This is a genomic window from Pseudomonas sp. R84 (assembly GCF_009834515.1).
GTDB lineage: Bacteria > Pseudomonadota > Gammaproteobacteria > Pseudomonadales > Pseudomonadaceae > Aquipseudomonas.
In genome coordinates, this window is the sequence record NZ_CP019426.1 from 1,136,244 (window position 1) to 1,159,859 (window position 23,616).

Here is a 23,616-nt window from a genome sequence, read left to right on the forward strand (position 1 = left end):
GGCTCAATACTGGCCTGCTGGAGTTGCTGCGATGAATGAGTCTGTGCGTTTCGAAGATAAAGTCGTCATCGTCACCGGAGCCGGTGGTGGCCTCGGACGCGCCCACGCATTGTTGTTTGCCAGACAGGGCGCCAAGGTGCTGGTCAATGATCTCGGCGGCTCGACCCAGGGTGAAGGCGCTAATGCATCCGCGGCTGATCGCGTGGTTGCGGAAATCCGCGAAGCCGGCGGTATCGCCGAAGCCAACCATGACTCGGTCACCGACGGCGACAAACTGGTGCAAAACGCCCTTGATGTCTTCGGCCGCGTCGACGTCGTCGTCAACAACGCCGGCATCCTGCGCGACAAGACCTTCCACAAAATGGACGACGCCGACTGGGATCTGGTTTACCGCGTCCATGTCGAAGGCGCCTACAAAGTCACCCGCGCCGCGTGGCCGCACCTGCGCGAGCAAAACTATGGCCGGGTGATCTTCACCGCCTCCACCTCGGGCATCTACGGCAACTTCGGCCAGTCCAACTACGGCATGGCCAAACTGGGCCTCTACGGCCTGACCCGCACACTGGCCATCGAGGGCCGCAAGAACAACATCCTTGTCAACGCCATTGCGCCAACCGGCGGCACGCGCATGACCGAAGGCCTGATCCCGCCGCAAGTGTTCGAGCAACTCAAACCGGAACTGGTCAGCCCGTTGGTGGTGTATCTGGCCAGTGAGCAATGCCAGGAAACCGCCGGACTGTTCGAAGTCGGTGGCGGCTGGATGGGCAAGGTGCGTTGGGAGCGCAGCCTCGGTGCCGGGTTTGATCCGCGCGTTGGTTTCTCGCCGGAAGATGTCGCGGCGCACTGGCAGCAGATTTGTGATTTCGAAGGGGCGGCGCATCCGAAGGATAATATTGAGGCGCTGAAGGAAATGATGGCGAATTTGCAGAAGTATTCACTCTGATCCCTACGCATCACTCGACAGGATTCATCTGGGTCCTGTCATCCCTCTGAAAACCTCTTCTGTACAAAATTCATTGCCCATAAAAAAGGCCGCTGCAAACGCAGCGGCCAAGGTAAGACGTTGGATCAAGGAGCTACAAATCAACGTCAGTGAACACCGGGGCGATAAACCGAAGTCTTCGATTTATCTGAAATCTGTCGGCAATGGCATGAGTCGCTCAAAGGCCAGTGCTTCGTACTTTGCGGCGAGTCCCGTGAAAGCGCGTTCAGAATAAGGTCTTGATCGCGTGGGAAAAATACCGATTCCGGACATGCACTGTTGCGGGGCATGCAACAGTCTCGTGATCCGATATGCACCATGCGCTGCACTGATGATCCTCCATCCAGCCGATCCATGAGCGGCGCAAAGTCCCGTCGTGCAAGGCCATTCATCCTTTCGAGCGACAACACGAATACCTCCTTGGTGCGCTTATCGACGCGGTTGCCCGGCAGTAGGGTGGGGCCTTCTGTCACTCACCGGGGAAGACGCATGACAACAAAAACAATGCGCGCCATCTTCACACCGCAGGCGCTGGCAGCCGCGGTGGCTCTGGGTTGCTGCGCCCAGGCGCAAGCGGTTGCGTTCAACATTGGCGAGATCGAGGGCACGTTCGATTCGTCGCTGTCGATTGGTGCGAGTTGGGGTATGCGCGATGCCGACAAGTCGCTGGTCGGCACGGTCAATGGTGGTTCCGGGCAATCCTCGACCGGTGATGACGGGCGTTTGAATTTCAAGAAGGGCGAGACCTTCTCGAAAATCTTCAAAGGTATTCACGACCTCGAACTCAAGTACGGCGACACCGGTGTCTTCGTGCGTGGCAAGTACTGGTATGACTTCGAGCTGAAGGACGAGGACCGCGAGTTCAAGCCGATCAGCGACAGCGGCCGCAAGGAAGGCGCGAAATCTTCCGGCGCACAAATCCTTGATGCGTTCATCTATCACAACTACTCCATCGCCGATCTGCCGGGCACCGTGCGCGCCGGTAAACAGGTGGTGAGCTGGGGCGAAAGTACCTTCATCGGCAACTCGATCAACAGCATCAACCCGATCGACGTTTCAGCGTTTCGTCGCCCCGGTGCGGAGATCAAGGAAGGTCTGATTCCGGTCAACATGTTGTTCGGCTCGCAAGGCCTGACTGATCAACTGACCGTCGAAGGTTTCTATCAACTGGAATGGGACCAGACCGTTCTCGACAACTGCGGCACCTTCTTCGGCGTCGATGTGGCGGCGGACGGTTGCAACAACGGCTACACCGTTGGCAACCCGGCGATCGCGCCGCTGGTGCCGTTGACCACCGCGTTCGGGCAAGGCATTCAGGTGACTCGCGAAGGCGTGGTGATCCCTCGTGGTGGTGACCGTGACGCGCGGGATTCCGGGCAGTGGGGGACGGCGTTGCGCTGGCTCGGCGACGACACCGAGTACGGTCTCTACTTCATGAACTACCACAGCCGTACGCCTACGGTTGGCACGACCACGGCCGGTCTTTCGACATTGGCAGCATTGCCGGGCATGGTCGGCATCGCCAATGGTCTGGCCCCCGGCAGCGGCTCCGGTTTGGCCCAGAGTGTGATGCTCGGACGCGGCCAGTACTACCTCGAATACCCGGAAGACATCCGTCTGTACGGCGCGAGTTTCTCCACAACGCTACCCACCGGCACTGCGTGGACTGGCGAGATCAGCTACCGGCCCAACGCTCCGGTGCAGGTCAGCACCAACGACCTGACACTGGCGCTGCTCAACCCGATTGCCGGTGGCACGGCGTCGCCACTTTCGACGTCACCGGGAGCGGACAACAAAGGCTATCGGCGCAAAGAAGTCACGCAAATCCAGAGCACACTCACGCACTTTTTCGATCAGGTCTGGGGCGCTCAACGTTTGACCCTGGTCGGTGAAGCCGCCGTGGTTAGGGTCGGCGGCCTGGAGTCGCGCGACAAGCTGCGTTATGGCCGCGACTCGGTATATGGCCAATACGGTTTCGGCGGCGACACCGACGGTTTCGTCACCTCGACCTCGTGGGGCTACCGCGCTCGGGCGATCCTCGATTACGCCAACGTGATCGGCGGGATCAACCTCAAACCCAACCTGTCGTGGTCGCATGACGTCGCCGGTTATGGCCCCAACGGGCTATTCAACGAAGGCGCGAAAGCGATCAGCGTCGGCGTCGATGCCGACTACCGCAACACCTACACCGCGAGCCTCAGTTACACCGACTTTTTCGGTGGTGACTACAACGTCCTCGAAGACCGTGACTTCGTCGCACTGAGCTTCGGCGTGAACTTCTGATCTGCCCGAGAAGGATGACTGCAATGCGCAAAATGATTCTGCAATGTGGTGTGCTGGCCCTGAGTCTGCTGGCGGCCAATGTGATGGCGGCGGTGTCGCCGGACGAAGCCAATAAACTCGGTACCAGCCTGACCCCGCTCGGCGCCGAGAAAGCCGGTAACGCCGATGGCTCTATTCCGGCATGGACCGGCGGCATCCCGAAAAATGCTGCTGCGGTGGACAGCAAAGGCTTTCTTGCTGACCCGTTCGCCAATGAAAAGCCGTTGTTCACCATCACCGCGGCCAACGTCGACAAGTACAAGGACAAGCTCTCCGACGGCCAGGTGGCGATGTTCAAACGCTACCCGGAGACTTACAAGATCCCGGTCTATCCGACCCACCGAACCGTCGCCGCACCGGCGGAAATCTACGAATCGGCCAAGCGCAGTGCGCTCAACGTGACCACCATCAACGATGGTAACGGCCTGGCCAATTTCACCGGCAATCGCTATTACGCCTTTCCGATACCGAAGAACGGCGTCGAGGTGTTGTGGAACCACATCACCCGTTACCACGGCGGCAACGTCAAACGCATCATTACTCAGGTGACCCCGCAGACCAACGGCAGCTACACGCCGATCCGCTTCGAAGAAGAGATCGCCGTGCCGCAACTGATCAAGGATATCGACCCGGAAAAGGCCGCCAACGTGCTGACCTTCTTCAAGCAGTCGGTGACTGCGCCAGCGCGTCTGGCCGGTAACGTGTTGCTGGTTCACGAGACCCTTGATCAGGTGAAGGAACCGCGCCTGGCGTGGATCTACAACGCCGGTCAGCGTCGTGTGCGTCGTGCACCGCAAGTAGCCTATGACGGCCCGGGCACCGCCGCCGATGGCCTGCGTACCTCGGACAACTTCGACATGTTCTCCGGTGCACCGGATCGCTACGACTGGAAACTGGTCGGCAAGAAGGAAATGTACATCCCGTACAACAGCTACAAACTCGATTCGCCGAAGCTCAAGTACGACGACATCGTCAAGGCCGGGCACATCAATCAGGACCTGACGCGCTATGAGTTGCACCGGGTCTGGGAAGTGATCGGCACCGTCAAACCGAATGAGCGGCATATCTACGCCAAACGCCACATGTATATCGACGAGGACAGTTGGCAGGTTGCACTGGCCGACCACTATGACGGTCGCGGTCAACTCTGGCGCGTAGCCGAAGGCCACTCTGAATATCACTACGAGCATCAGGCACAGGCATACACACTCGAAGCGCTCTACGACATCATTGCCGGCCGCTACATTGCCTTGGGGATGAAGAACGAGGAGAAGCACAGTTACGAATTCGGCTTTGAAGCCAAGGCTGCCGACTACACGCCAGCGGCCTTGCGTGCAGAGGGTGTGCGGTAACGGTTCTGATACATCAGTGGACAAAAGGCGACCGCTCGGTCGCCTTTTTTATGGGCGCCAATCAGCGCGCTGAATACTCGTCAACAAGTACAGAGGAGAGGACTAGGGTGACTGCACAACGATAAAAAGGCTCACCCGATGACCGCCATGACTGCCTGTCTGGATCGCCCCGGATTTCTGCCCAGACTTTCTTCTCATCATCAACTTCGCCCTCGATTGAGTGAGCCTCTGCTGACATCGGCCGCACGAATCAGGCTGATCTGCGCGCCGGCGGGCAGTGGCAAAAGCGCTTTGCTCTCTGAGTGCCTGTCACAGGCACCGGCGCGTTGTCCGGTGCACTGGCTGCCATTGATGGGCATGTCCTTGAGTGCTGACGAATTCTGTCAGCGGCTGAGCCTGGCGCTGGGGCTGGCCGAGATGGCTGAAGCGCAGTTGGCGGTAGCTCTGGCACGCTGGTCGACGCCCACCTGGTTGTTTCTCGACGATTACTGTCGGTTGCCCGCCCCGGCAGTTGATGCGCTTCTTGACCGCCTGCTGGCGCTCAGCAGCCCGGCATTGACCTGGTGGATCGGCACGCGACGACGGCCGCAATGCAATTGGCCTCGGTTGCTACTGGACGACGAGTTGTATGAGTGCGAAAGCACGACGCTGGCGCTGACACAAGACGAAATCGCCTTGGCCTTGAAACACTTGTCAGCTGAGCAGGCCGCCAGTGTGGCCGCACGGATCGTTCATCGAACCGGTGGCTGGTGCGCCGGCGTGCGCATGGCGCTGCTGCAAAAATGCGACTGGGCGCAAAGTACCCAACCGCAGCAACGGGTGGAAACGTTGCTTGATTACCTGCAACACGAATTGTTCAGCAGTCTGACGCCGGAGTTGGCGGAAGTCTGGCGGGTGCTGGCGAATCTGCCGCGCTTCAACGCTGAGTTGTGTGAGTACTTGTTCGGTGCCGGAGAGGGCGCGGACTACCTGCGAACCCTGCAAACGCTGGGTTGCTTCATCGAACCATGGAATGACTCGTCCCAGTGGTTGCAGATATTTGCACCGTTGGCTCAAGTAATGCGTGATGAGCGCTGGCCTGCGGCCCGTTCATGGCATCGTCGAGCATGCCAATGGTTCGCCGGTGCCGGGGACTGGCGCTCGGCTTTCGAGCAGGCGTTGTTTGCCGAGGAATTCGAAACGGCAATCAGTCTGTTGCAGCACTTCAACTTTGAGCATCTGTTTGAAGAGCAAACGGTGGTGCTGTTGTTGCGCTTGCATGAATCTCAGGGCGAAGGATTGACCTTGGGATCACCGCAGTTGGTCGGGCTGATTACCGCAGCTCTGCTGTTTGCCGGGCGGTTTGAACAGGCGACGCAGTGCATCTCGCATCTGGCGAGGTTCATGCCGCAACCTTCGGCGGCACTGGAACGACAACTGATTGCACGCTGGCAAGCGCAACAAGGTTGGCTGATGCATTTGCAGGGATGTATGACGCCTGCGCACGAACTCTTTCAACAAGCTCTGGAAGCGCTCGATGGCGATGCCTGGGCCGCAAGGCTGCTGTGCCTGTCAGGGCTGACTCAACAGGCCTTGTTATGCGATGAACTCGAACAAGCGCATGCCATCAGCCGTGAAGCATTGCGTCTGGCGCGGGCACAAGGCTCCTTGCTGTTTGAAGGCTTGCTCGAACTTGATCACGCGCAGTTGCTTGAGCAGCGTGGAACTCCCGCCCGCGCTGACAACCTGCTGCTGAGCGTCGAGCAATTGCTTGGCCAGCGCGCCGAGCGGCCATCACCGCTGCTCGGTCGCATCGCCCTGCGTCGTGGTCGATTGGCATTGGCCATGGGGCTGGAGGAGCAAGCCGCCGTTCTGTTCAAACGTGGCCTGGAGGATTGTCTGCGCAGTCACGATAAACGGGTGTTGTTCGGCTATCTGGGGCTGGCGCAGATAGCGGCCAACCACTGTGAATACACGCAAGCATTCGAGCGCTTGCACGAGGCCGAGCGGTTGATGCAGCAGCGCAGGATTCCAGACACGGTTTACCGTGGTGTGTTGTTACAGGTCAGTAGCCAGATCTGGCTGCAGCAGGGGCGGGCGCAATTGGCGCATGAGGCGCTGAGCCGGGTGCTGCGTCACTATCAACCACCGAACGCATTACAGGCGCCTCCGGCGACAGTTCAATTGATTGCGCGTATCCAATACTTGTTGATATTGGCCACGGCATATTTGCAACGGGCCAGTGACCAGCCAAAGCAACTTCAGTTGTTGCTGGATAAAGCACGTAAGTGTGGGGCGCAGACACTTGAAGCGGAGTTGCATTTTGCCTTGGCCGAAGTGGCATTGCTGCACAACGATTCGTTACGAGTAGTTGAGCATGTGGATTGCGCATTAAGGATCGTTCGGCGCTCGGGGTCGCAATTGCTGATACGGCAGGTCACTCTGCGCTCACCGAAAATATTTGATCCGACCATTGTGTCGGACGAAAAGCAGAAAGTTATAAATGTAACTGAAACCGAAAGTTCACTGAGTCAGCGCGAGTTGCAAGTGTTGGCCTTGATTGCGACAGGAGATTCCAATCAACAAATCGCAGAAAAGCTTTTCCTTTCATTGCATACCGTAAAAACACATGTCCGAAGAATTTATATAAAGTTGGGGGTGATGCGTAGAACTCATGCGGTGGCGAAGGCCAGAACATTGGGTTTGATGTTGGGGTGAGCTTGTTAGATATTTGTAGTTGTAACGTCGAAGTTTGTTGTTGTCGTGATTCCACATTGTTGGAAACAGTGTAGTGGGTATCTTTCTGCTCTTGATCTGAATTAGTTTGATTTGGCGAGGCAAGTTCTATTGATTACTTGCCATCATCAAGCTGATAGAGAATCTATTGTGAAAATTAATAAAGAAGCCGAAAGCCAAAGTCTGCGCGAAGTGGGGGAAGCCCTGGAAAGTATCTCGCAAGAATTGATGCGTGTTCCGTCATTCTCGGTGGTACTGCAGGACACTTTGCGTGAAGCGTTATGGAAAGTCTCCGAAGGTGTGCGGCTAAGCAGCCTGTTCGTCAATGTTGTAGCGGGCGCCAAACCGACAAATAAACAGCTGGTCGGACGTTTGCTGGATGTCGCGCTTGAGTGCCTGCGAAGTGGTCGGGCGCCAAACTATGATGTCAATGATTATGGCGTTTTCGATCACCCGAGTTTTACCAGTCGTGAAGACTTGCTTGCGCAAGTGCCGATCTCGGCAGTTGAAAAACTGCTAGCAGATTTGCTGAAGAAGCTTGCAGTTGATTACACGGCGGCTGTACGGCAGTACTGGGAAAACCCGACTGTTCAAAAGGCCGGTGGGGCTTATCCCCAGTTATCGCGGAAGTCTGCTCTAGGCGTTCTCGAGGCTAACCTTTTCACTCGTGAACTGGAGGCGTTGGCGATTCAGGGCCTCCTGACTGCGCAAGAAAGGGCGTTAGTCAGTACAACAGTGCAACCTGGTCTGACAGGCACTGGTTACGGTGTATTTATTGAAGGGCAGAATGGCAAATACATCGAACAGAACGCGATGTTTGTATTACCCCTTAAAGAACCTGTTTACGAACAGTTGGTTCCAGGTGTGCAGGGTGCTGTTGTGCTGTATAGCGCAAGTCGTGGTCTTGAGGTGTTTTCCTCCACATCGATACTCGAACAGACGCTACTAAAACGACTGGGCGCTCCGGAGACTCAGGAGGAATTTCTGCAAGCGCTGCCGCTTAGTGAGCGAGCGGGATTTGCCTATGTTCACGCTATTCGCTTTTTGAAAGTTCGTGCGAATTTGTTTGAGCGTTTCGCGGAAAAACGGCTTCAGACGATGTACAGCGACGTCGCTGGGTATCTTCAAACCGTCGGTATGCCAAGTACTGACCTTGATAAAATTGTTGTCGCTGTTGAAGCTGCACAATCCTTGCCAGCTATTATTAGCCAGGCAAAGCAGCGCCAAGTACAACTGCTTAAGCATATAGAGCGCAATGCTTGGCCTCAGTGGTTGAAGAGTACCTCCGAAGCCAATCAGGAAGTCTATGTTTCTCTGCAAACGCAGTTGCTGGAAACCGAGGTCAAACATCACGATGTCACTCACGGTGTTTCTTCCCTGAAAGACTATGCGCGATTAGTCGTAGAGGACTTCATATCACCGGGTAAAGATGAACGAATCGATCCGGATACCTTGTTCGTGAAAGTAACTCATACCGTGCCTCTGGCGGACGGCAAGAAAGTGGAGCTCATCGAGCGCAAAACACTGACTCAGGCCTTTATGCACGGTACTCATGATTTGGCAGGGCAATATCAGATCGTTCCGGAAGTCCCCAGCAGTCTTCCAAAACTGAGCCCTTCCAGCATCCTCCGTGCTATCCAGACGTTGAATGTTCGTGTTGCTTATACTTCGGCGCAACGTCTTCTATATTCTACAGAAGAGTTTTCCGAATCTCTTCGAGAGGTCTTTGGTCGCCGAACTGCGCTATCCATGTTCTCGGCGATCCTGCAGAAGCACGTGAGTCCGGCTGCGCAGGATCTGGTGACGCGTTACAACTTCGGCGACGTTTCGATTGAAACGCTGGGCGTGGCACTCAAAAATTGGTTCAAGCCCTTCAATGGTTTGCTGGTTTATCGCAGGAAAGGTGTGGCAGCCGATCATAGCGCTCATGTCCTTCATATGCCGGGTTCGCCAGTCGGGCAGGACTGGTTCGAGTTCGCTGACCTGAAAAGCCTGCAGCACAAGCTGGCGCAATGGGCGACCAAACCTGAAATCTGGGCGTACATGTTGAGTCAGGCACACGCCAGCGACAGTGCCGAGATGCAACGTGATTATCTAAGCAAAAAACCATTTGAGATACTGAACGAATGGTGGTGGTCGAAGATCAAGTTGGTCGATTTAGCCGAGAAGGGGCCTTTGTTCGGCGCCGTTAAAAATCACATCACGTGGAATATCGATCAAACCGAAGTCGCTACCCCCCAATGGTACAGAAAGGCTAATTCGAGCGATCAGCAACTACTAAATCGTCTGAGTCATGATTTCAAGGCTATTCATCATCATTCCCGGGAGACACTGGCGGTCGAGCCGTTCAAACAATTTGCCAGCCAACTGGTGAAGCAGGAGCTGAAGCAATATTTTGCGCGGACAGGTGCATCTGTGGACATTAACCCTGATGAGGTCTGGGTCAACTTTCACGCCGATTCGAAAATCAGCCTCACCGATCTGTTTATTCAGTGGCATACGTGGCGCAGTGACGTAAGCGCGTTTGAGAAATTTTTCACTTGGGTGAACCCTCTATTGGCCGGACTTGGTGAATTGAGAGAGCAGCTCAGAAAAGCCACTTTCTGGACGTTTACCGGTCAGCGCATTGACCAACTGGATGCCAAAATCATCAATGACCTCATTGATCTGAGGCCGGGTGAAAAATATCTTCAATATCTAAAGGACAAATTCCTCAATGCATCCGATATTGACCTGAAGGCAAGCCTGTATCGAAAAACAAAACAAAACGAAATGCTTCGGTCTGCATTGATACAGAAAATCAAAGGCGAGCTGTCGGTCGACCAATACAACTGGTTGCAGGCACTCATTAACGGATTTGATCGGGATCTGCCTCGTCAGGACATCGTGACCACGGGTAGTAAGCCGGGCATTGGTGTTTATGAGTTCACCCTTAGGGGACGCGCCCTTGTCGGAGCTTACGTTTTTGGGCGCAGAGTCAGTGGGCGTGATGAGTTTTTTGTCTATATTCCCGATACGCCTGATGGCAAGGATTTCTTCCCTGTGCAGGAACTTGCTGGTCGGTTGAAAAGCGTGACCTTCAACAAAAAGGTCTTGAGCCTCGCTCGTCTGGAACATCAGCAGGAAGTGAAAAATCTCCTGGACGCTTACTGGGACTCGATCCCCGTAGCGACCGGCACTCCGGAATTGACCAACAGTTATCCAGTACTGGCTTTCAAACAGGAGTACCTGGCTAAAATCGGGCAGCTCGTCGCCGATGTGGACTTTCAGACGACCAGTTATCTGGAAGCGCTGTGGAAAGATGTGAGGGTACTGGCCGAATTTGCCCTGGATGTGGCTTCAATGTTCATTGCGCCCCTTGGCCTCGCACTGACCGTATTGCGCATTACTGAGTCGGTTGTGCTGGGCATTGTGGCTTCCAGTCAGGGCTCCGATGAGGCTGCGAACGCACACTTTGCATGGGCGTGGAGAGGGGCGATTCTGTTGTACGTTGGCAAAGTGGCGGCGATCGGCGCGCCCGTCAACCCGATTGCACTCCTATCGAGCGTCAGGGACTTTGCTGACGTGGTGAAAGGCGTCACCGGCGTTGAAGTCAGCATCAGCTACGTGACCGCAGTCACGGCACCTCCTGCGGTCGTGAACAGCACCACTCGCCTGCTCAACTGACAGGTGAAACCGCGCGAGTAACGGACCTCGTTACTCGCTCGATTGGCGCAGTTCAAGCCAGCAGAGGCTCATAACCCATCCGCCAACTCACGGCCCGTGTCGCAGCCAACAACCGCTGCGCCGCCGGGCCGTTTTCGTCGGCGTGGAACAACGAGGTCGGACCGACGATGGTCAGCACGGCGGCGACTTGTCCGACGGCGTTGAACACCGGAGCGGACAACGCATCCACACCCGGCATGAGCAAACCATGCACATGATGCAGACCGCGTTCGCGGATCTGTTCACACAGCGTTAGGTAAGTCTTCTCGTCCTTCAGCGGATGATCGGCAGCGGCAATCTCTCGCACGCGCAAATCATCGGTTTCGCGATGTGGCAGATAGGCACTGAATACCAGTCCGGTCGATGAACTGAGCAGCGGCAGCACTGAACCCAATTGCGTCACCACTGTCACCGCGCGCACTGCCGGTTCGATGTGCACCACCGTTGCGCCCTGATTGCCCCACACCGCCAAAAAGCAGGTTTCGTTGAGTTCGTCGCGCAGTTCGGCCAGCGGCAGGGCAGCGACTTTCAGCACGTCCATACTGTTGAGTGCAGCCAGGCCTACACGCAGCGCTTCGCGGCCGAGACCGTAGTGGTTGGTGGCGGCGTTCTGCTCGGCAAACCCCGAGGCGATCAGTGCCTGCAGATAGCGGTGAACCTTGCTCGCCGGCATCTGCACATGTTCGGCCAGTCGCGACAACGAGGTCGATGGCGACAACTCGGCCAAGGCCTTGAGGATGTCGGTGCCGACTTCGGCGGAGCGGACTTTCTGTTTGCCGTTGCTGTCGCTGGTTTTTTCCATGGTGCGGCCGGGTTCCGAAACGAATGGGCGTCTTTATAGCTTGACGCTGGATAGCGAGCAAATTACGTTATGCGTAATCGAATTACGATAATAACAACCCCGGCGTGCCGAAACCTCTGAGCCAGAGCGATGGGCCACTGCCGACTCCCTGTTCAGGAGGCTCCATGAACCTCGATTCAACCGCTCAGGCGCTGGCGTATCAGTCCGGTTTCGGCAACGAATTCAGCTCTGAAGCGTTGCCCGGCGCGCTGCCCGTCGGCCAGAACTCCCCGCAAAAAGCCCCGTACGGCCTTTACACCGAGTTGTTTTCCGGCACCGCGTTCACCATGACCCGCAGTGAAGCGCGGCGCACCTGGATGTACCGCATTCAGCCGTCGGCCAATCACCCGGCCTTCGTCAAACTGGAGCGACAACTGGCCGGTGGCCCGTTGGGTGAAGTGACGCCCAATCGCCTGCGCTGGAATCCACTGGAGATCCCGGCCGAACCAACCGATTTCATCGACGGACTGGTGAGCATGGCCGCCAACGCTGGCGCGGAAAAACCGGCCGGCATCAGCATCTACAACTACGCCGCCAACCGTTCGATGGAGCGCGTGTTCTTCAATGCCGACGGCGAACTGCTGCTGGTGCCGCAACTTGGCCGTCTGCGTATCGCCACCGAACTGGGTGTGCTGGAAGTCGCACCGCTGGAAATCGTCGTACTGCCACGCGGGCTGAAATTTCGCGTTGAACTGCTCGACCCGCAAGCGCGCGGTTACGTCGCCGAAAACCATGGCGCGCCACTGCGTCTGCCGGATCTGGGACCGATCGGCAGCAACGGTCTGGCCAATCCGCGCGATTTCCTGAGCCCGGTCGCCGCTTACGAAAACCTGCAGCAACCGACCACACTGGTGCAGAAATTCCTCGGTCAGTTGTGGGCCACCGAGCTCAATCACTCGCCGTTGAACGTAGTCGCCTGGCACGGCAACAACGTGCCGTACAAATATGATCTGCGCCGTTTCAACACCATCGGCACGGTCAGCTTCGATCACCCGGACCCGTCGATTTTCACCGTATTGACCTCGCCGACCAGCGTCCACGGTCTGGCCAACCTCGATTTCGTGATCTTCCCGCCGCGCTGGATGGTCGCCGAAAACACCTTCAGGCCACCATGGTTCCACCGCAACCTGATGAACGAATTCATGGGCCTGATCCAGGGCGAATACGACGCCAAGGCTGAAGGTTTTGTGCCCGGCGGTGCCTCGCTGCACAGCTGTATGAGCGCCCACGGCCCGGACGGCGAAACCTGCACCAAAGCGATCAATGCCGAGCTCAAGCCGGCGAAGATCGACAACACCATGGCCTTCATGTTCGAGACCAGCCAAGTGCTGCGCCCGAGCCGCTTCGCCCTCGACTGCCCGCAACTGCAATCCACTTACGACGCTTGCTGGGCCACTCTGCCCGCCACGTTCGACCCGACCCGGAGATAACCCATGACGCAGAATTCCATCACCCGCAGTTGGGTCGCCTCGGCCAACGGCCACGCTGATTTCCCGTTGCAGAACCTGCCGCTCGGCGTATTCAGCATCGCCGATTCGGCACCGCGCGCTGGCGTGGCGATTGGCGAACACATCTTCGATCTGCAAGTTGCGCTGGAAGCCGGGCTGTTCGACGGTGTCGCGCGCAGTGCCGTGGAAGCCATGCATTGCGGCCAGTTGAACGCGTTCTTCGAACTGGGCCGCGAGGCACGCGTTGCTTTGCGAGAGCGTCTGCTGGAACTGTTCAGCGAAGGCAGCACTCACCGTGGCAACATCGAAGCCCAAGGCGCGAAACTGCTGCCACTGGCCGCCGATTGCCAACTGCATCTGCCGGCACGCATCAGCGATTACACCGACTTCTACGTCGGCATCGAGCACGCGCAGAATGTCGGCAAACTGTTCCGTCCGGATAACCCGCTGCTGCCGAACTACAAGCACGTGCCAATCGGTTATCACGGTCGCGCCTCCACTGTGCGTGCCTCGGGTACCGATGTGCGTCGCCCGAAAGGCCAGACGCTGCCGGCCGGTCAGACCGAGCCGACGTTTGGCCCGTGCGCACGTCTGGACTATGAGCTGGAACTGGGCATCTGGATCGGCCAAGGCAACGAGATGGGCGATTCGATCGCCATCGGTGACGCCGCTGATCATATCGCCGGTTTCTGCCTGCTCAACGATTGGTCGGCACGCGATATCCAGGCTTGGGAATACCAGCCGCTGGGGCCGTTCCTGTCGAAGAGTTTCATCACCAGCGTGTCGCCGTGGGTCGTCACTGCCGAAGCGCTGGAGCCATTCCGTACCGCGCAACCGAAGCGTCCTGAAGGTGATCCGCAGCCGCTGCCGTACCTGTTCGACAAACGCGATCAGGACGGCGGTGCCTTCGACATCGAACTGGAAGTGCTGCTGCTGACCGAAGCCATGCGCGAGCAGAACCTGCCCGCCCATCGCCTGACCCTGAGCAACACCCGCTACATGTACTGGACCGTCGCGCAAATGGTCGCGCACCACAGCGTCAACGGTTGCCAGTTGCAGGCCGGTGACCTGTTCGGTTCGGGCACTTTGTCCGGCCCGGAAAACGGCCAGTTCGGCAGCCTGCTGGAAATCACCGAGGGCGGTAAAAAACCGATCGAACTGGCCACTGGCGAGGTGCGTAAATTCCTCGAGGACGGTGACGAAATCATTCTGCGCGCACGTTGTGCCCGTGATGGTTTTGCTTCGATCGGATTCGGCGAGTGCCGTGGCAAAGTGCTGGCGGCGCGCTGACAGGAGCGGCTCATGGATCTCTATACCTATTACCGTTCCACTTCGTCGTACCGGGTGCGGATCGCGCTGGCGCTCAAAGGTTTGGACTACCAGGCGCTGCCGGTCAACCTGATCGCACCGCCGGGTGGCGAGCATCGGCAAGCGGCGTATCTGGCGATCAATCCACAGGGCCGGGTACCGGCCTTGCGCACTGATGAGGGCGGTTTGCTGATTCAATCGCCGGCGATCATCGAGTACCTGGAAGAACGTTATCCACAGGTGCCGTTGCTGCCTGAAGATCTGCTCGCCCGTGCACAAGTGCGCGGTGTGGCGGCGGTGATCGGTTGCGATGTGCATCCGCTGCACAACGTCAGCGTGCTCAATCGCTTGCGTCAGTCGGGGCAGGACGAGCCTCAGGTGGTCGAGTGGATCACTCACTGGATCAGCCAAGGGCTGGCGACGGTGGAGCAGTTGATTGGCGACGAGGGATTCTGTTTTGGTGAGTGGCCGTGCGTGGCGGATGTTTATCTGATTCCGCAGTTGTATGCGGCAGAGCGGTTCAACGTCAGCCTTGAGACGTATCCGAAAATTCGTCGGGTCGCCGCACTGGCGGCTGAACATTCAGCATTCATCAAGGCCCATCCTGCCAATCAACCAGACACCCCATAACCCTGTAGGAGTGAGCCTGCTCGCGATGAGGGAGTGTCAGTCACTCATGTTCTGACTGACCCACCGCTATCGCGAGCAGGCTCACTCCTACAAGGGAATATCGCCGTTCACATAATCATAAAAACAAAACAGGTACCTTGCGATGCACAACCAGATTGCCAGCTTCCGGGCGGCACTCGACGCCCGTCCTGTGTCCCGCTATCAGTGGTTACTGTTGATCCTGCTCGCGCTGTTGCTGGTCACCGACGGCTATGACGCCCAGGTGCTCGGTTACGTGGTGCCCGCGCTGGCCCAGGACTGGGGCCTGGAAAAATCTGCGTTCGGGCCTGTGTTCAGCGCCAATCTGCTCGGTCTCACTCTTGGTTCACTGGCGGTCACGCCGCTGGCTGACCGCTTTGGCGTGCGCCGGATCCTGCTCGCTTGCGTATTGATCTACGCCACACTGACGGTGCTGATGGTCTTCGCCGACTCGCTCAACACGCTGATGATCGCGCGCTTCATCTGTGGCATCGGCATGGGCGGGGCGATGCCCAGTGCCATGGCGTTGATGTCGGAATACTCACCACCGCGTTTGCGCACTTTGATGGTGACGCTGGCGGCGTGTGGCTTTTCGTTTGGTGGGGCGGCGGGTGGTTTTGTTGCCGCCGGGTTCATCGACCAGTTCGGCTGGCAAGCGGTGTTCCTCGCCGGTGGTGTCACGCCGTTGCTGCTGTTTCCGTTTCTGTGGTGGATGCTGCCGGAGTCGCTGCCACGCCTGCTGCGTGATGCGCCGCCATACGCGCGACTGCGCAAAGTCACCGCGCGGATGTTGCCGGACTGGCAAGCACCTGCCGCAACCCTGGAGCAGAACGAGCGCGAGCAGGGCAGCAAACTGACCGTGGTCGAGTTGTTCCGCAATGGCTACGCGCGGCCTACCTTGCTGATCTGGGCGACGTTTTTTGTCAGCCTGATTTTGCTGTATTTCATGATCAGTTGGTTGCCGACGCTGTTGCTGGAAAGTGGCTTGAAACTCAACGAAGCCAATCTGGTGACGTCGATGTTCCTCTTCGCCGGTACTTTGGGCGCGATTAGCATGGCGTGGTTCGCCGATCGCTTGAAGCGCAAGGTGCGTCTGTTGTCAGCGGTGTTGGCAGGGGCTGCGCTGTGCACGATTCTGCTGGGACTCAATCATGACAATCCGCGTTATCTGGTGGCCTGCGTCTTCGCCGCCGGGTTCTGCATCATCGGCGGGCAACTGACGCTGAATGCGTTTGCCAGCAATTTCTACCCGGCGCATGTGCGTGCGACGGGTACCGGTTGGGCATTGGGCGTGGGGCGCTTCGGTTCGATTCTCGGACCACTATTCGGCAGCCTGCTGCTGGCGATGCACATTCCGGTGGCGCAGATTTTCTTCTTCTGCGCGATCCCGGCGGTGATTGCCGCGCTGCTGATTATTCAAGTACGTTCGCCCTCCGAAGGCAGTTCAGCAGCTGGAGTGGGGATGTCTGTCAAATCCTGAAGAGCAAAAGATCGCAGCCTTCGGCAGCTCCTACAGGGAAATACATAATCCCAATGTAGGAGCTGCCGAAGGCTGCGATCTTTTGCTTTTAATGGACGACCGAGTTGGGCGGCAGGTGCCCGAGGCGTTCGGTCAGGCGCAGGCGTTGAATCGGGTCGTCGCTGAGCATCAGCGCGTGTTCCAGATCAAAGCGCTCGGCATTCGGACAGTCGAGCCGCTGATAAAGACTGGCTCGGGCCAGGTAATCAGCAGCTCCGGCGTCACCCAGTTCGAGCACACGTTCGGCATCAATCAGAGCGGCAATGAAGTCATCATGCGTCAGGTGTAACTGCCGCAGGTTGCGCGACAGGCGTTGAAGCATCTGCTGGGGGGAGGCGGTCAGTAGATGCTCGGCATTGAGTTTCATGTTCGGCCCGTACTGGCGCTGCAACAGTTCACGACAGTCATTGGGGTACAAGCGCCGGCCGCCGCACGGATCCAGCAAGTGATCAGCGCCGGGCACCCGCAACAGGAAGTGTCCGGGGAAGTTGACCCCGACCAGAGGAATCTCCAGGCCACGCGCCAGCTCCAAGGCAATCAGCGCCAACGCCAATGGCTGGCCGCGACGGGTCTGCAACACTTTGTGCAACAGCGCAGCCTGCGGACGCAGTGGCAGAAAATCGTCCTGTGCAAAGCCCAGGTCGGTCATGCGGCGTAACAAGGGTTGCGCCAGTTCACTTACCGGCAGCATTGGCAAGCCGTAGCTGACCCGCTGTTGCAAGTCCTTGAGGTCCTGCAGCAACGCTTCTGGGTCGATCGCTTTTTCGTGCTCGGCCGCCATCCACAGCGCGGCTTCGAACAGCGCGGGCGGTGAACGGTGCAGGCATTCGAAAAAACGTTGACGCGCACTCATCGAAATCTCCGGGGAATGCCTCGTTTTAGCCCGGTCCGTGTCATTCGTCCAGTGCCTCGCGACACCGGTGTCGGGTTATGCCGCAAAGCCGTTGTCGATGCGGGCGCTTATTCCGGTGTGCTCCAGCAATTTTCAGGCGCAGGCCTATACTGGCGTTCTACAAGAAGTGATTCGGGAGCCCAACGATGTTTGCGCTCATGCAAAGCACTCGCCTGGAATCGCTGCACCTTAGCGTTGACCCGGTCTCCGGGTTGAAGGCGGTCATTGCCATCCATAACAGTCGCCTCGGGCCAGCCTTGGGCGGATGTCGTTATCTTGCCTATCCCAATGACGAATCGGCTGTCGAGGATGCCATTCGCCTCGCTCAGGGCATGAGTTACAAGGCCGCACTGGCGGGGTTGCCGCAAGGCGGTGGCGTTGCAGTGATTGTGCGTCCGGTGCACGTGGAAAACCGTGGCGCACTGTTCGAAGCCTTTGGCCGCTGCATCGAACAGCTCGACGGTCGCTACATCACCGCTATCGACAGCGGCACCTCGGTGGCGGACATGGATTGCATCGCCCAGCAGACCCAGCATGTCACCAGCACCACGTCGGCCGGTGATCCCGCACCACACGCAGCGATGGGCGTGTTTGCCGGCATTCGGGCAACCGCCATGGCACGGCTGGGCAGCGACAATCTCGAAGGTTTGCGCATCGCGATTCAGGGGCTGGGCAATGTCGGTTACGCATTGGCCGAGCAACTGCACGCTGCCGGGGCGGAATTGCTGGTCAGCGATATTGACCACGGCAAAGTGCAACTGGCGATGGAACAACTCAACGCCCATCCGATCGCCAACGATGCATTGCTCAGCACGCCGTGCGACATCCTTGCGCCGTGCGGTCTGGGTGGCGTGCTGAACAGCCACAGCGTCACTCAACTGCGTTGCTCGGCGGTGGCGGGTTCGGCGAACAATCAACTGACGCATCTGGATGTCGCTGATCAACTGGAACGGCGCGGGATTCTGTATGCGCCGGATTATGTGATCAATGCCGGTGGTTTGATCTACGTCTCGCTCAAGCATCGCGGCGAAGAATTGACCACCATTACCGCGCACCTGTCGAAGATCAGCTCTCGACTCACCGAAGTATTTGCCCATGCACAGGCGGAAAAACGTTCGCCGGCGCGGGTGGCCGACGAGTTGGCCGAGAAAGTTTTGTATCGCTGAAACGCAAAAGATCGCAGCCTTCGGCAGCTCCTACAGGGAATACACATTCCAAATGTAGGAGCTGCCGAAGGCTGCGATCTTTCAAGGGGCGCAGATTACTTCGCGGCTTTTGCCGCTTTGGCAGGTTTGGCCGGCGTTTCAGCAGGTTCTGCAGCTTCGGCATTATCGACCGGTTCGGCCGGTGCATTGAGCAGCTCGGACAGCGCATCCGGCTGGCTCTTGAACGCCCGGGCGAACACATCGCGATTCTTCGCCATGTAGATCCCGGCTTCTTCCACTTGTTGTTCAGTCAGGGACGGAACGGCTTTTTGCAGCACATCGGCCAGATATTCGGCCAGTTCGAGCATTTTGTCATGACGGTCAGCTTCGGCTTTATCCATGAACAAGCGCTCCAGATCTCGGCTGCTGCGGTATACCACTTCGACGGCCATTCACCACCTCACATGCCTTCACATTAAGTTGTCTTGACGACTACTGTATCCATATACAGCGAAAAGGATAAGCGAATCCCTGCGCTATGGGTAGTGGCTTTTCAATGTAGACCGGATTTCGGGTTTGTCAGGGAGACCGTGTCGCTGCATTCGCGAGCAGGCTCGCTCCCACAAAAGCACAGCGGTGCGACCAAACGCCACGGCGCGGGTTTGGCGGCGTCTCGCCATGATGGCGTGGCCTCTTTTCTGCATGAAAACCGTTACGTGCAGAAAACCGTCACGTCCAACACGCATCATCCGCTCGCATTCGAGCTAAGGAACATCATCGTGAAAATAAACTGGGCCGAGAAACTGCGGCAAAACGTGCATCAACTGGCCGAGTCCCTGGGTAACCTGTTCGTCGAGACCTTCCATTATCTGGCGCTGTTTGCCATTGGTGCGGTGACGGCGTGGGCGGCGGTGATGGAGTTTCTCGGGATGCTCGAGGAAGGCCACATCAAGATCGATGACATTCTGCTGCTGTTCATCTATCTCGAACTGGGGGCGATGGTCGGAATCTATTTCAAGACCAACCACATGCCGGTGCGCTTCCTGATCTACGTGGCGATCACCGCGCTGACCCGTTTGCTGATTTCCAACGTCTCGCACCACAACCCGCCGGACATGGGCATCATCTACCTGTGCGGCGGGATTCTGCTGCTGGCGTTCTCGATTCTGGTGGTGCGTTACGCCTCGTCACAATTTCCTTCGGTGAAGATCGAGAAACCACAGCGCAAACTTGGCGCCGGCTCCAGCGAGCATCCGGAAGTCGAGAAAGGCGAACTCTAAAGCCCGGCCGCAGGTCGTGGCCGGCCGATGACGCGTGGCGGTGGCGGGGTCAGCCCGGCGCCGCTGGTCATCGCTTCGAGGATCGCCATGGCGCTGTGGCCCTGTTCGATGGCGATGCCGAATTGAATGCTTTGCACCAAGCGTTTGAGGCGCGCGGGATCGTTGCGCTGTTCGGCGCTGATCATGCGTTTGGCCACGATCCGACCGCTGTTGGACAGGGTCAGCATGATGCTGCCGTCCAGGCCCTGAATGCTCAGGTTGATCTGATAGTCCGGCGCGAAGGCATCGGTAATGATCTGAAAAGGATTGTCCATGATGCGTCACCGCCTGATTGAACGTGCAGTTGTTGACCGGCCGTGATCGGGTTGGTTCGCCAAACCGGATCATCGGCCATTCCGTGGCCTGTATTTGCTGCTTCATGTAGGAGCTGTCGAGTGAAACGAGGCTGCGATCTTTTGCTCTTCAGTGTTTTGATTTCGGTCATGAAGAGCAAAAGTTCGCAGCCTGCGGCAGCTCCTGCAGGGACTTAGCAAGGGCTGTGCCGGGAAAATTGTCGAACAATGAACACGGGCATAAAAAAGGCGAGCCACGCGGCTCGCCTTTTTTAATGGCGCGTTTTCAGGGCAGAACCGAGTAGATGATCGCTGACAGTGCAATCAGGCCGATCAACACCACAAACACGTTGGATACCTGGCCCGAATACTGGCGCAAGGCTGGCACGCGGCGGATGGCGTACATCGGCATCAGGAACAACAGACAGGCAATCACCGGCCCGCCGAGGGTTTCGATCATGCCGAGGATGCTCGGGTTGAAGGTCGCCACGGCCCAGCAGCTAAGGATCATGAACACGGCGGTCGCGCGGTTCAGCCAGCTCGCTGACATGACCCGGCCACGGCTGCGCAGGCTTTTCACGATCATGCCCTGGAAGCCTTCGCTGGCGCCGATGTAGTGGCCGAGGAAGGATTTGGTGATCGCCACCAGCGCAATCAGCGGCGCGGCGTAAGCGATCACCGGGGTCTGGAAGTGGTTGGCCAGGTACGACAGGATCGAAATGTTCTGCGCTTTCGCTGCTGCCAGATCTGCCGGCGACAACGCCAGTACACAACTGAAGCAAAAGAACATCACCGTGACGACCATCATGCCGTGAGCCATGGCGAGGATGCCGCTGCTCTTGCGTTCGGCCTGCTCGCCGTAGCGCTGTTTCTGCTCAACCGCGAACGCGGAGATGATCGGCGAATGGTTGAACGAGAACACCATCACCGGGATCGCCAGCCACATTGTCTTGAAGAAAGCAGACATTGGCATGGCTTCTTGGGCGCTGGCGAAAAACGCGCCATTCCAGTTCGGAATCAGGCTGAGTGCAAGTAGCAGCAACGCGGCAACAAAGGGATAAACCAGCACGCTCATGGCTTTGACGATTACGCTCTGGCCACAACGGACAATGGCCATCAGACCCAGAATCAACGCCAGCGAGAGGATCGCCCGAGGCGGCGGGGCGATGTGCAGTTGGTGTTCGAGGAAACTGCTCAAGGTGTTGGTCAGCGCCACGCTGTACACCAGCAGGATCGGGAAGATCGCGAAGAAATACAGCAGCGTGATCAGCTTGCCGGCACCGATGCCGAAGTGTTCTTCGACCACTTCGGTGATATCCCCGGAGCGCCCGGACAAGACAAAACGGGTCAGGCCACGGTGAGCAAGAAACGTCATCGGGAAGGCCAGCACAGCGAGAATCAGCAACGGCCAGAAACCACCGACACCGGCATTGATCGGCAGGAACAACGTGCCGGCACCGATAGCCGTGCCGTACAGGCCAAGCATCCAGGTGGTGTCGAATTTGCTCCAGCCCGTGTGGGCCGTTTCTGTGTTGCTTGTGCGGTCTACAGCGGGATTTTCGGCAGCAGGTGTACGTACATCGGTCATCGGTATCGCCTCGTTATTATTTTTGCTCGGGCTCACGGTTGGCAGACCGTCGAATGCGGTCTGCCGGGGCAGTCAGGGAATGCGCCTCAGCACTCCACCCAGTTCACAGCCAGGCCACCCCGTGAAGTCTCTTTGTATTTGTCATGCATGTCGGCGCCGGTATCGCGCATGGTGCGGATCACCCGGTCGAGGGAAATGAAGTGGTTGCCGTCGCCGCGCAGAGCCATTTGCGTGGCGTTGATCGCCTTCACGGCGGCGATCGCATTGCGTTCAATACACGGCACCTGCACCAGGCCGCCGACCGGGTCGCAGGTCAGGCCGAGGTTGTGTTCCAGGCCGATTTCGGCGGCGTTTTCCAGTTGCTCCGGGGTGGCGCCGAGCACGTCGGCCAGACCGGCAGCCGCCATCGCGCAGGCCGAACCGACTTCACCCTGACAGCCGACTTCGGCGCCCGAGATCGAGGCATTTTTCTTACAGAGAATGCCGACGGCGGCCGCACCGAGAAAGAAAGCGACCACGTCATCGTCAGACGCATCCGGGTTGAATTTCATGTAGTAGTGCAGAACTGCCGGGATGATCCCGGCTGCGCCGTTGGTCGGCGCGGTGACCATGCGCCCGCCGGCCGCGTTTTCTTCGTTGACGGCGAGGGCGAACAGGTTGACCCACTCCATCGCCGACAGCGTTGAGCTGATCACGTTCGGCTTGCCGATTTCCAACAGGCTGCGATGCAGTTTCGCCGCCCGGCGCGGCACATTCAGACCACCGGGCAGGATGCCTTCGTGGCGCAGGCCTTGTTCGACGCACTCGCGCATTACCGACCAGATGTGCAGCAGGCCTTGGCGGATTTCGGCGTCGGTACGCCAGGCGCGCTCGTTGGCCATCATCAGTTCGGACACGCGCAGATTGTGCTGTTTGCATAGTGACAGCAGTTCGGCGGCGCTGGAAAAATCGTACGGCAACGCCACGTCACCGGCCGGTGCGACACCGGACTCAGCTTCTTCCGCTTCGATAATGAAACCGCCACCGACCGAGTAGTACGTCTGCTCGAACAGCTCGGCCGTTTCGCCAAAGGCTGTCAGGGACATGGCGTTGGGATGGTAGGGCAGACTCTCGTCGAGCAGCAGGAGATCACGCTGCCAGTCGAAGGCGATTTCTCTTTGCCCGGCGAGGGACAGTTGGCCTGTCTCGCGCAGTTGCTGAATGCGCGGATCGATGGTCGCCGGATCAATGCTGTCCGGCCATTCGCCCATCAGACCCATGACTGTGGCGCGGTCGGTGGCGTGACCGACGCCGGTGGCTGACAGCGAGCCATATAAACGGATTTCCACACGACGCACATCGTTCAACAAATGCTGATCAATCAGCGCCTGAGCGAAGGTCGCTGCCGCCCGCATCGGGCCGACGGTGTGGGAGCTGGACGGGCCGATGCCGACTTTGAATAGATCGAAAACACTGATAGCCATGCTAAACCCTTACAAGCAATGGAGTACGAATCGCTGCCATTTTTTGTAGGACAAGCGCAATGTCGGCGATACTGCC

General features: G+C 58.0%; 16 protein-coding genes and 1 pseudogene. 11 read left to right on the forward strand and 6 right to left on the reverse strand.

The annotated features are described in order from the left end of the window. Positions 1-31 precede the first annotated feature (31 nt). From PspR84_RS05075 to PspR84_RS05095, 5 genes are all read left to right on the forward strand, one after another. Positions 32-943, forward strand: coding sequence for an SDR family oxidoreductase (locus PspR84_RS05075; RefSeq protein ID WP_160055933.1), 912 nt, complete (start codon positions 32-34; stop codon positions 941-943). Positions 944-1,471: 528 nt separating this feature from the next. Further along, a complete protein-coding gene (locus PspR84_RS05080; RefSeq protein ID WP_160055935.1) occupies positions 1,472-3,265 on the forward strand; it encodes a DUF1302 domain-containing protein in 1,794 nt (597 codons plus the stop codon). Between the two features lie 23 nt (positions 3,266-3,288). After that, a complete protein-coding gene (locus tag PspR84_RS05085; RefSeq protein ID WP_077571173.1) occupies positions 3,289-4,656 on the forward strand; it encodes a DUF1329 domain-containing protein in 1,368 nt (455 codons plus the stop codon). A gap of 138 nt (positions 4,657-4,794) precedes the next feature. Further along, positions 4,795-7,353, forward strand: a complete 2,559-nt coding sequence (locus tag PspR84_RS05090; protein WP_160055937.1) for a LuxR C-terminal-related transcriptional regulator — start codon at positions 4,795-4,797, stop codon at positions 7,351-7,353. A gap of 168 nt (positions 7,354-7,521) precedes the next feature. After that, entirely contained in the window at positions 7,522-11,037 is a 3,516-nt protein-coding gene (locus PspR84_RS05095; RefSeq protein WP_160055939.1) for a DUF6543 domain-containing protein, read from the forward strand. Between the two features lie 52 nt (positions 11,038-11,089). On the opposite strand, the gene PspR84_RS05100 is transcribed toward PspR84_RS05095, so the two are convergent. Next, positions 11,090-11,878, reverse strand: a complete 789-nt coding sequence (locus PspR84_RS05100) for an IclR family transcriptional regulator (RefSeq protein ID WP_160055941.1) — start codon at positions 11,876-11,878, stop codon at positions 11,090-11,092. A gap of 164 nt (positions 11,879-12,042) precedes the next feature. Between PspR84_RS05100 and hmgA the strand changes: the two genes are divergently transcribed. From hmgA to PspR84_RS05120, 4 genes are all read left to right on the forward strand, one after another. Continuing rightward, complete coding sequence (hmgA, locus tag PspR84_RS05105) at positions 12,043-13,347, forward strand: homogentisate 1,2-dioxygenase (RefSeq protein ID WP_160055943.1); 1,305 nt, start codon at positions 12,043-12,045, stop codon at positions 13,345-13,347. Between the two features lie 3 nt (positions 13,348-13,350). After that, complete coding sequence (gene fahA / locus PspR84_RS05110) at positions 13,351-14,655, forward strand: fumarylacetoacetase (protein WP_160055945.1); 1,305 nt, start codon at positions 13,351-13,353, stop codon at positions 14,653-14,655. A gap of 12 nt (positions 14,656-14,667) precedes the next feature. Then, positions 14,668-15,303: a maleylacetoacetate isomerase gene (gene maiA, locus PspR84_RS05115; RefSeq protein ID WP_160055947.1), complete on the forward strand. Its 636-nt coding sequence runs from the start codon at positions 14,668-14,670 to the stop codon at positions 15,301-15,303. A gap of 142 nt (positions 15,304-15,445) precedes the next feature. Then, positions 15,446-16,801 carry an aromatic acid/H+ symport family MFS transporter gene (locus PspR84_RS05120; RefSeq protein ID WP_160055949.1) on the forward strand — a complete coding sequence of 452 codons (1,356 nt, stop codon included), beginning with the start codon at positions 15,446-15,448 and terminating at the stop codon, positions 16,799-16,801. Positions 16,802-16,889: 88 nt separating this feature from the next. Here PspR84_RS05120 and PspR84_RS05125 read toward each other — a convergent pair whose 3' ends face one another. Beyond that, positions 16,890-17,693: a transglutaminase family protein gene (locus PspR84_RS05125; RefSeq protein WP_160055951.1), complete on the reverse strand. Its 804-nt coding sequence runs from the start codon at positions 17,691-17,693 to the stop codon at positions 16,890-16,892. Positions 17,694-17,878: 185 nt separating this feature from the next. On the opposite strand from PspR84_RS05125, the gene PspR84_RS05130 reads away from it, so the two are divergent. Continuing rightward, entirely contained in the window at positions 17,879-18,898 is a 1,020-nt protein-coding gene (locus PspR84_RS05130) for a Glu/Leu/Phe/Val dehydrogenase dimerization domain-containing protein (RefSeq protein WP_160055953.1), read from the forward strand. 191 nt (positions 18,899-19,089) lie between these two features. On the opposite strand, the pseudogene PspR84_RS05135 reads toward PspR84_RS05130, so the two are convergent. Beyond that, positions 19,090-19,329, reverse strand: a pseudogene (locus tag PspR84_RS05135) (YebG family protein); the annotation flags it as partial. Between the two features lie 327 nt (positions 19,330-19,656). Between PspR84_RS05135 and PspR84_RS05140 the strand changes: the two are divergent. Further along, on the forward strand, positions 19,657-20,157 hold the full coding sequence (locus PspR84_RS05140; protein ID WP_026000737.1) for a phosphate-starvation-inducible PsiE family protein: 501 nt from the start codon (positions 19,657-19,659) through the stop codon (positions 20,155-20,157). Here the strand turns inward: PspR84_RS05140 and PspR84_RS05145 are convergent. From PspR84_RS05145 to PspR84_RS05155, 3 genes are all read right to left on the reverse strand, one after another. Continuing rightward, positions 20,154-20,471 carry a DUF3509 domain-containing protein gene (locus PspR84_RS05145; RefSeq protein ID WP_160055955.1) on the reverse strand — a complete coding sequence of 106 codons (318 nt, stop codon included), beginning with the start codon at positions 20,469-20,471 and terminating at the stop codon, positions 20,154-20,156. The two genes, PspR84_RS05140 and PspR84_RS05145, sit on opposite strands and share 4 nt — an antisense overlap. A gap of 304 nt (positions 20,472-20,775) precedes the next feature. Further along, complete coding sequence (locus PspR84_RS05150) at positions 20,776-22,077, reverse strand: serine/threonine transporter (RefSeq protein ID WP_160055957.1); 1,302 nt, start codon at positions 22,075-22,077, stop codon at positions 20,776-20,778. 86 nt (positions 22,078-22,163) lie between these two features. After that, positions 22,164-23,540, reverse strand: a complete 1,377-nt coding sequence (locus PspR84_RS05155; protein WP_160055959.1) for an L-serine ammonia-lyase — start codon at positions 23,538-23,540, stop codon at positions 22,164-22,166. Between the last annotated feature and the right edge of the window lie 76 nt (positions 23,541-23,616).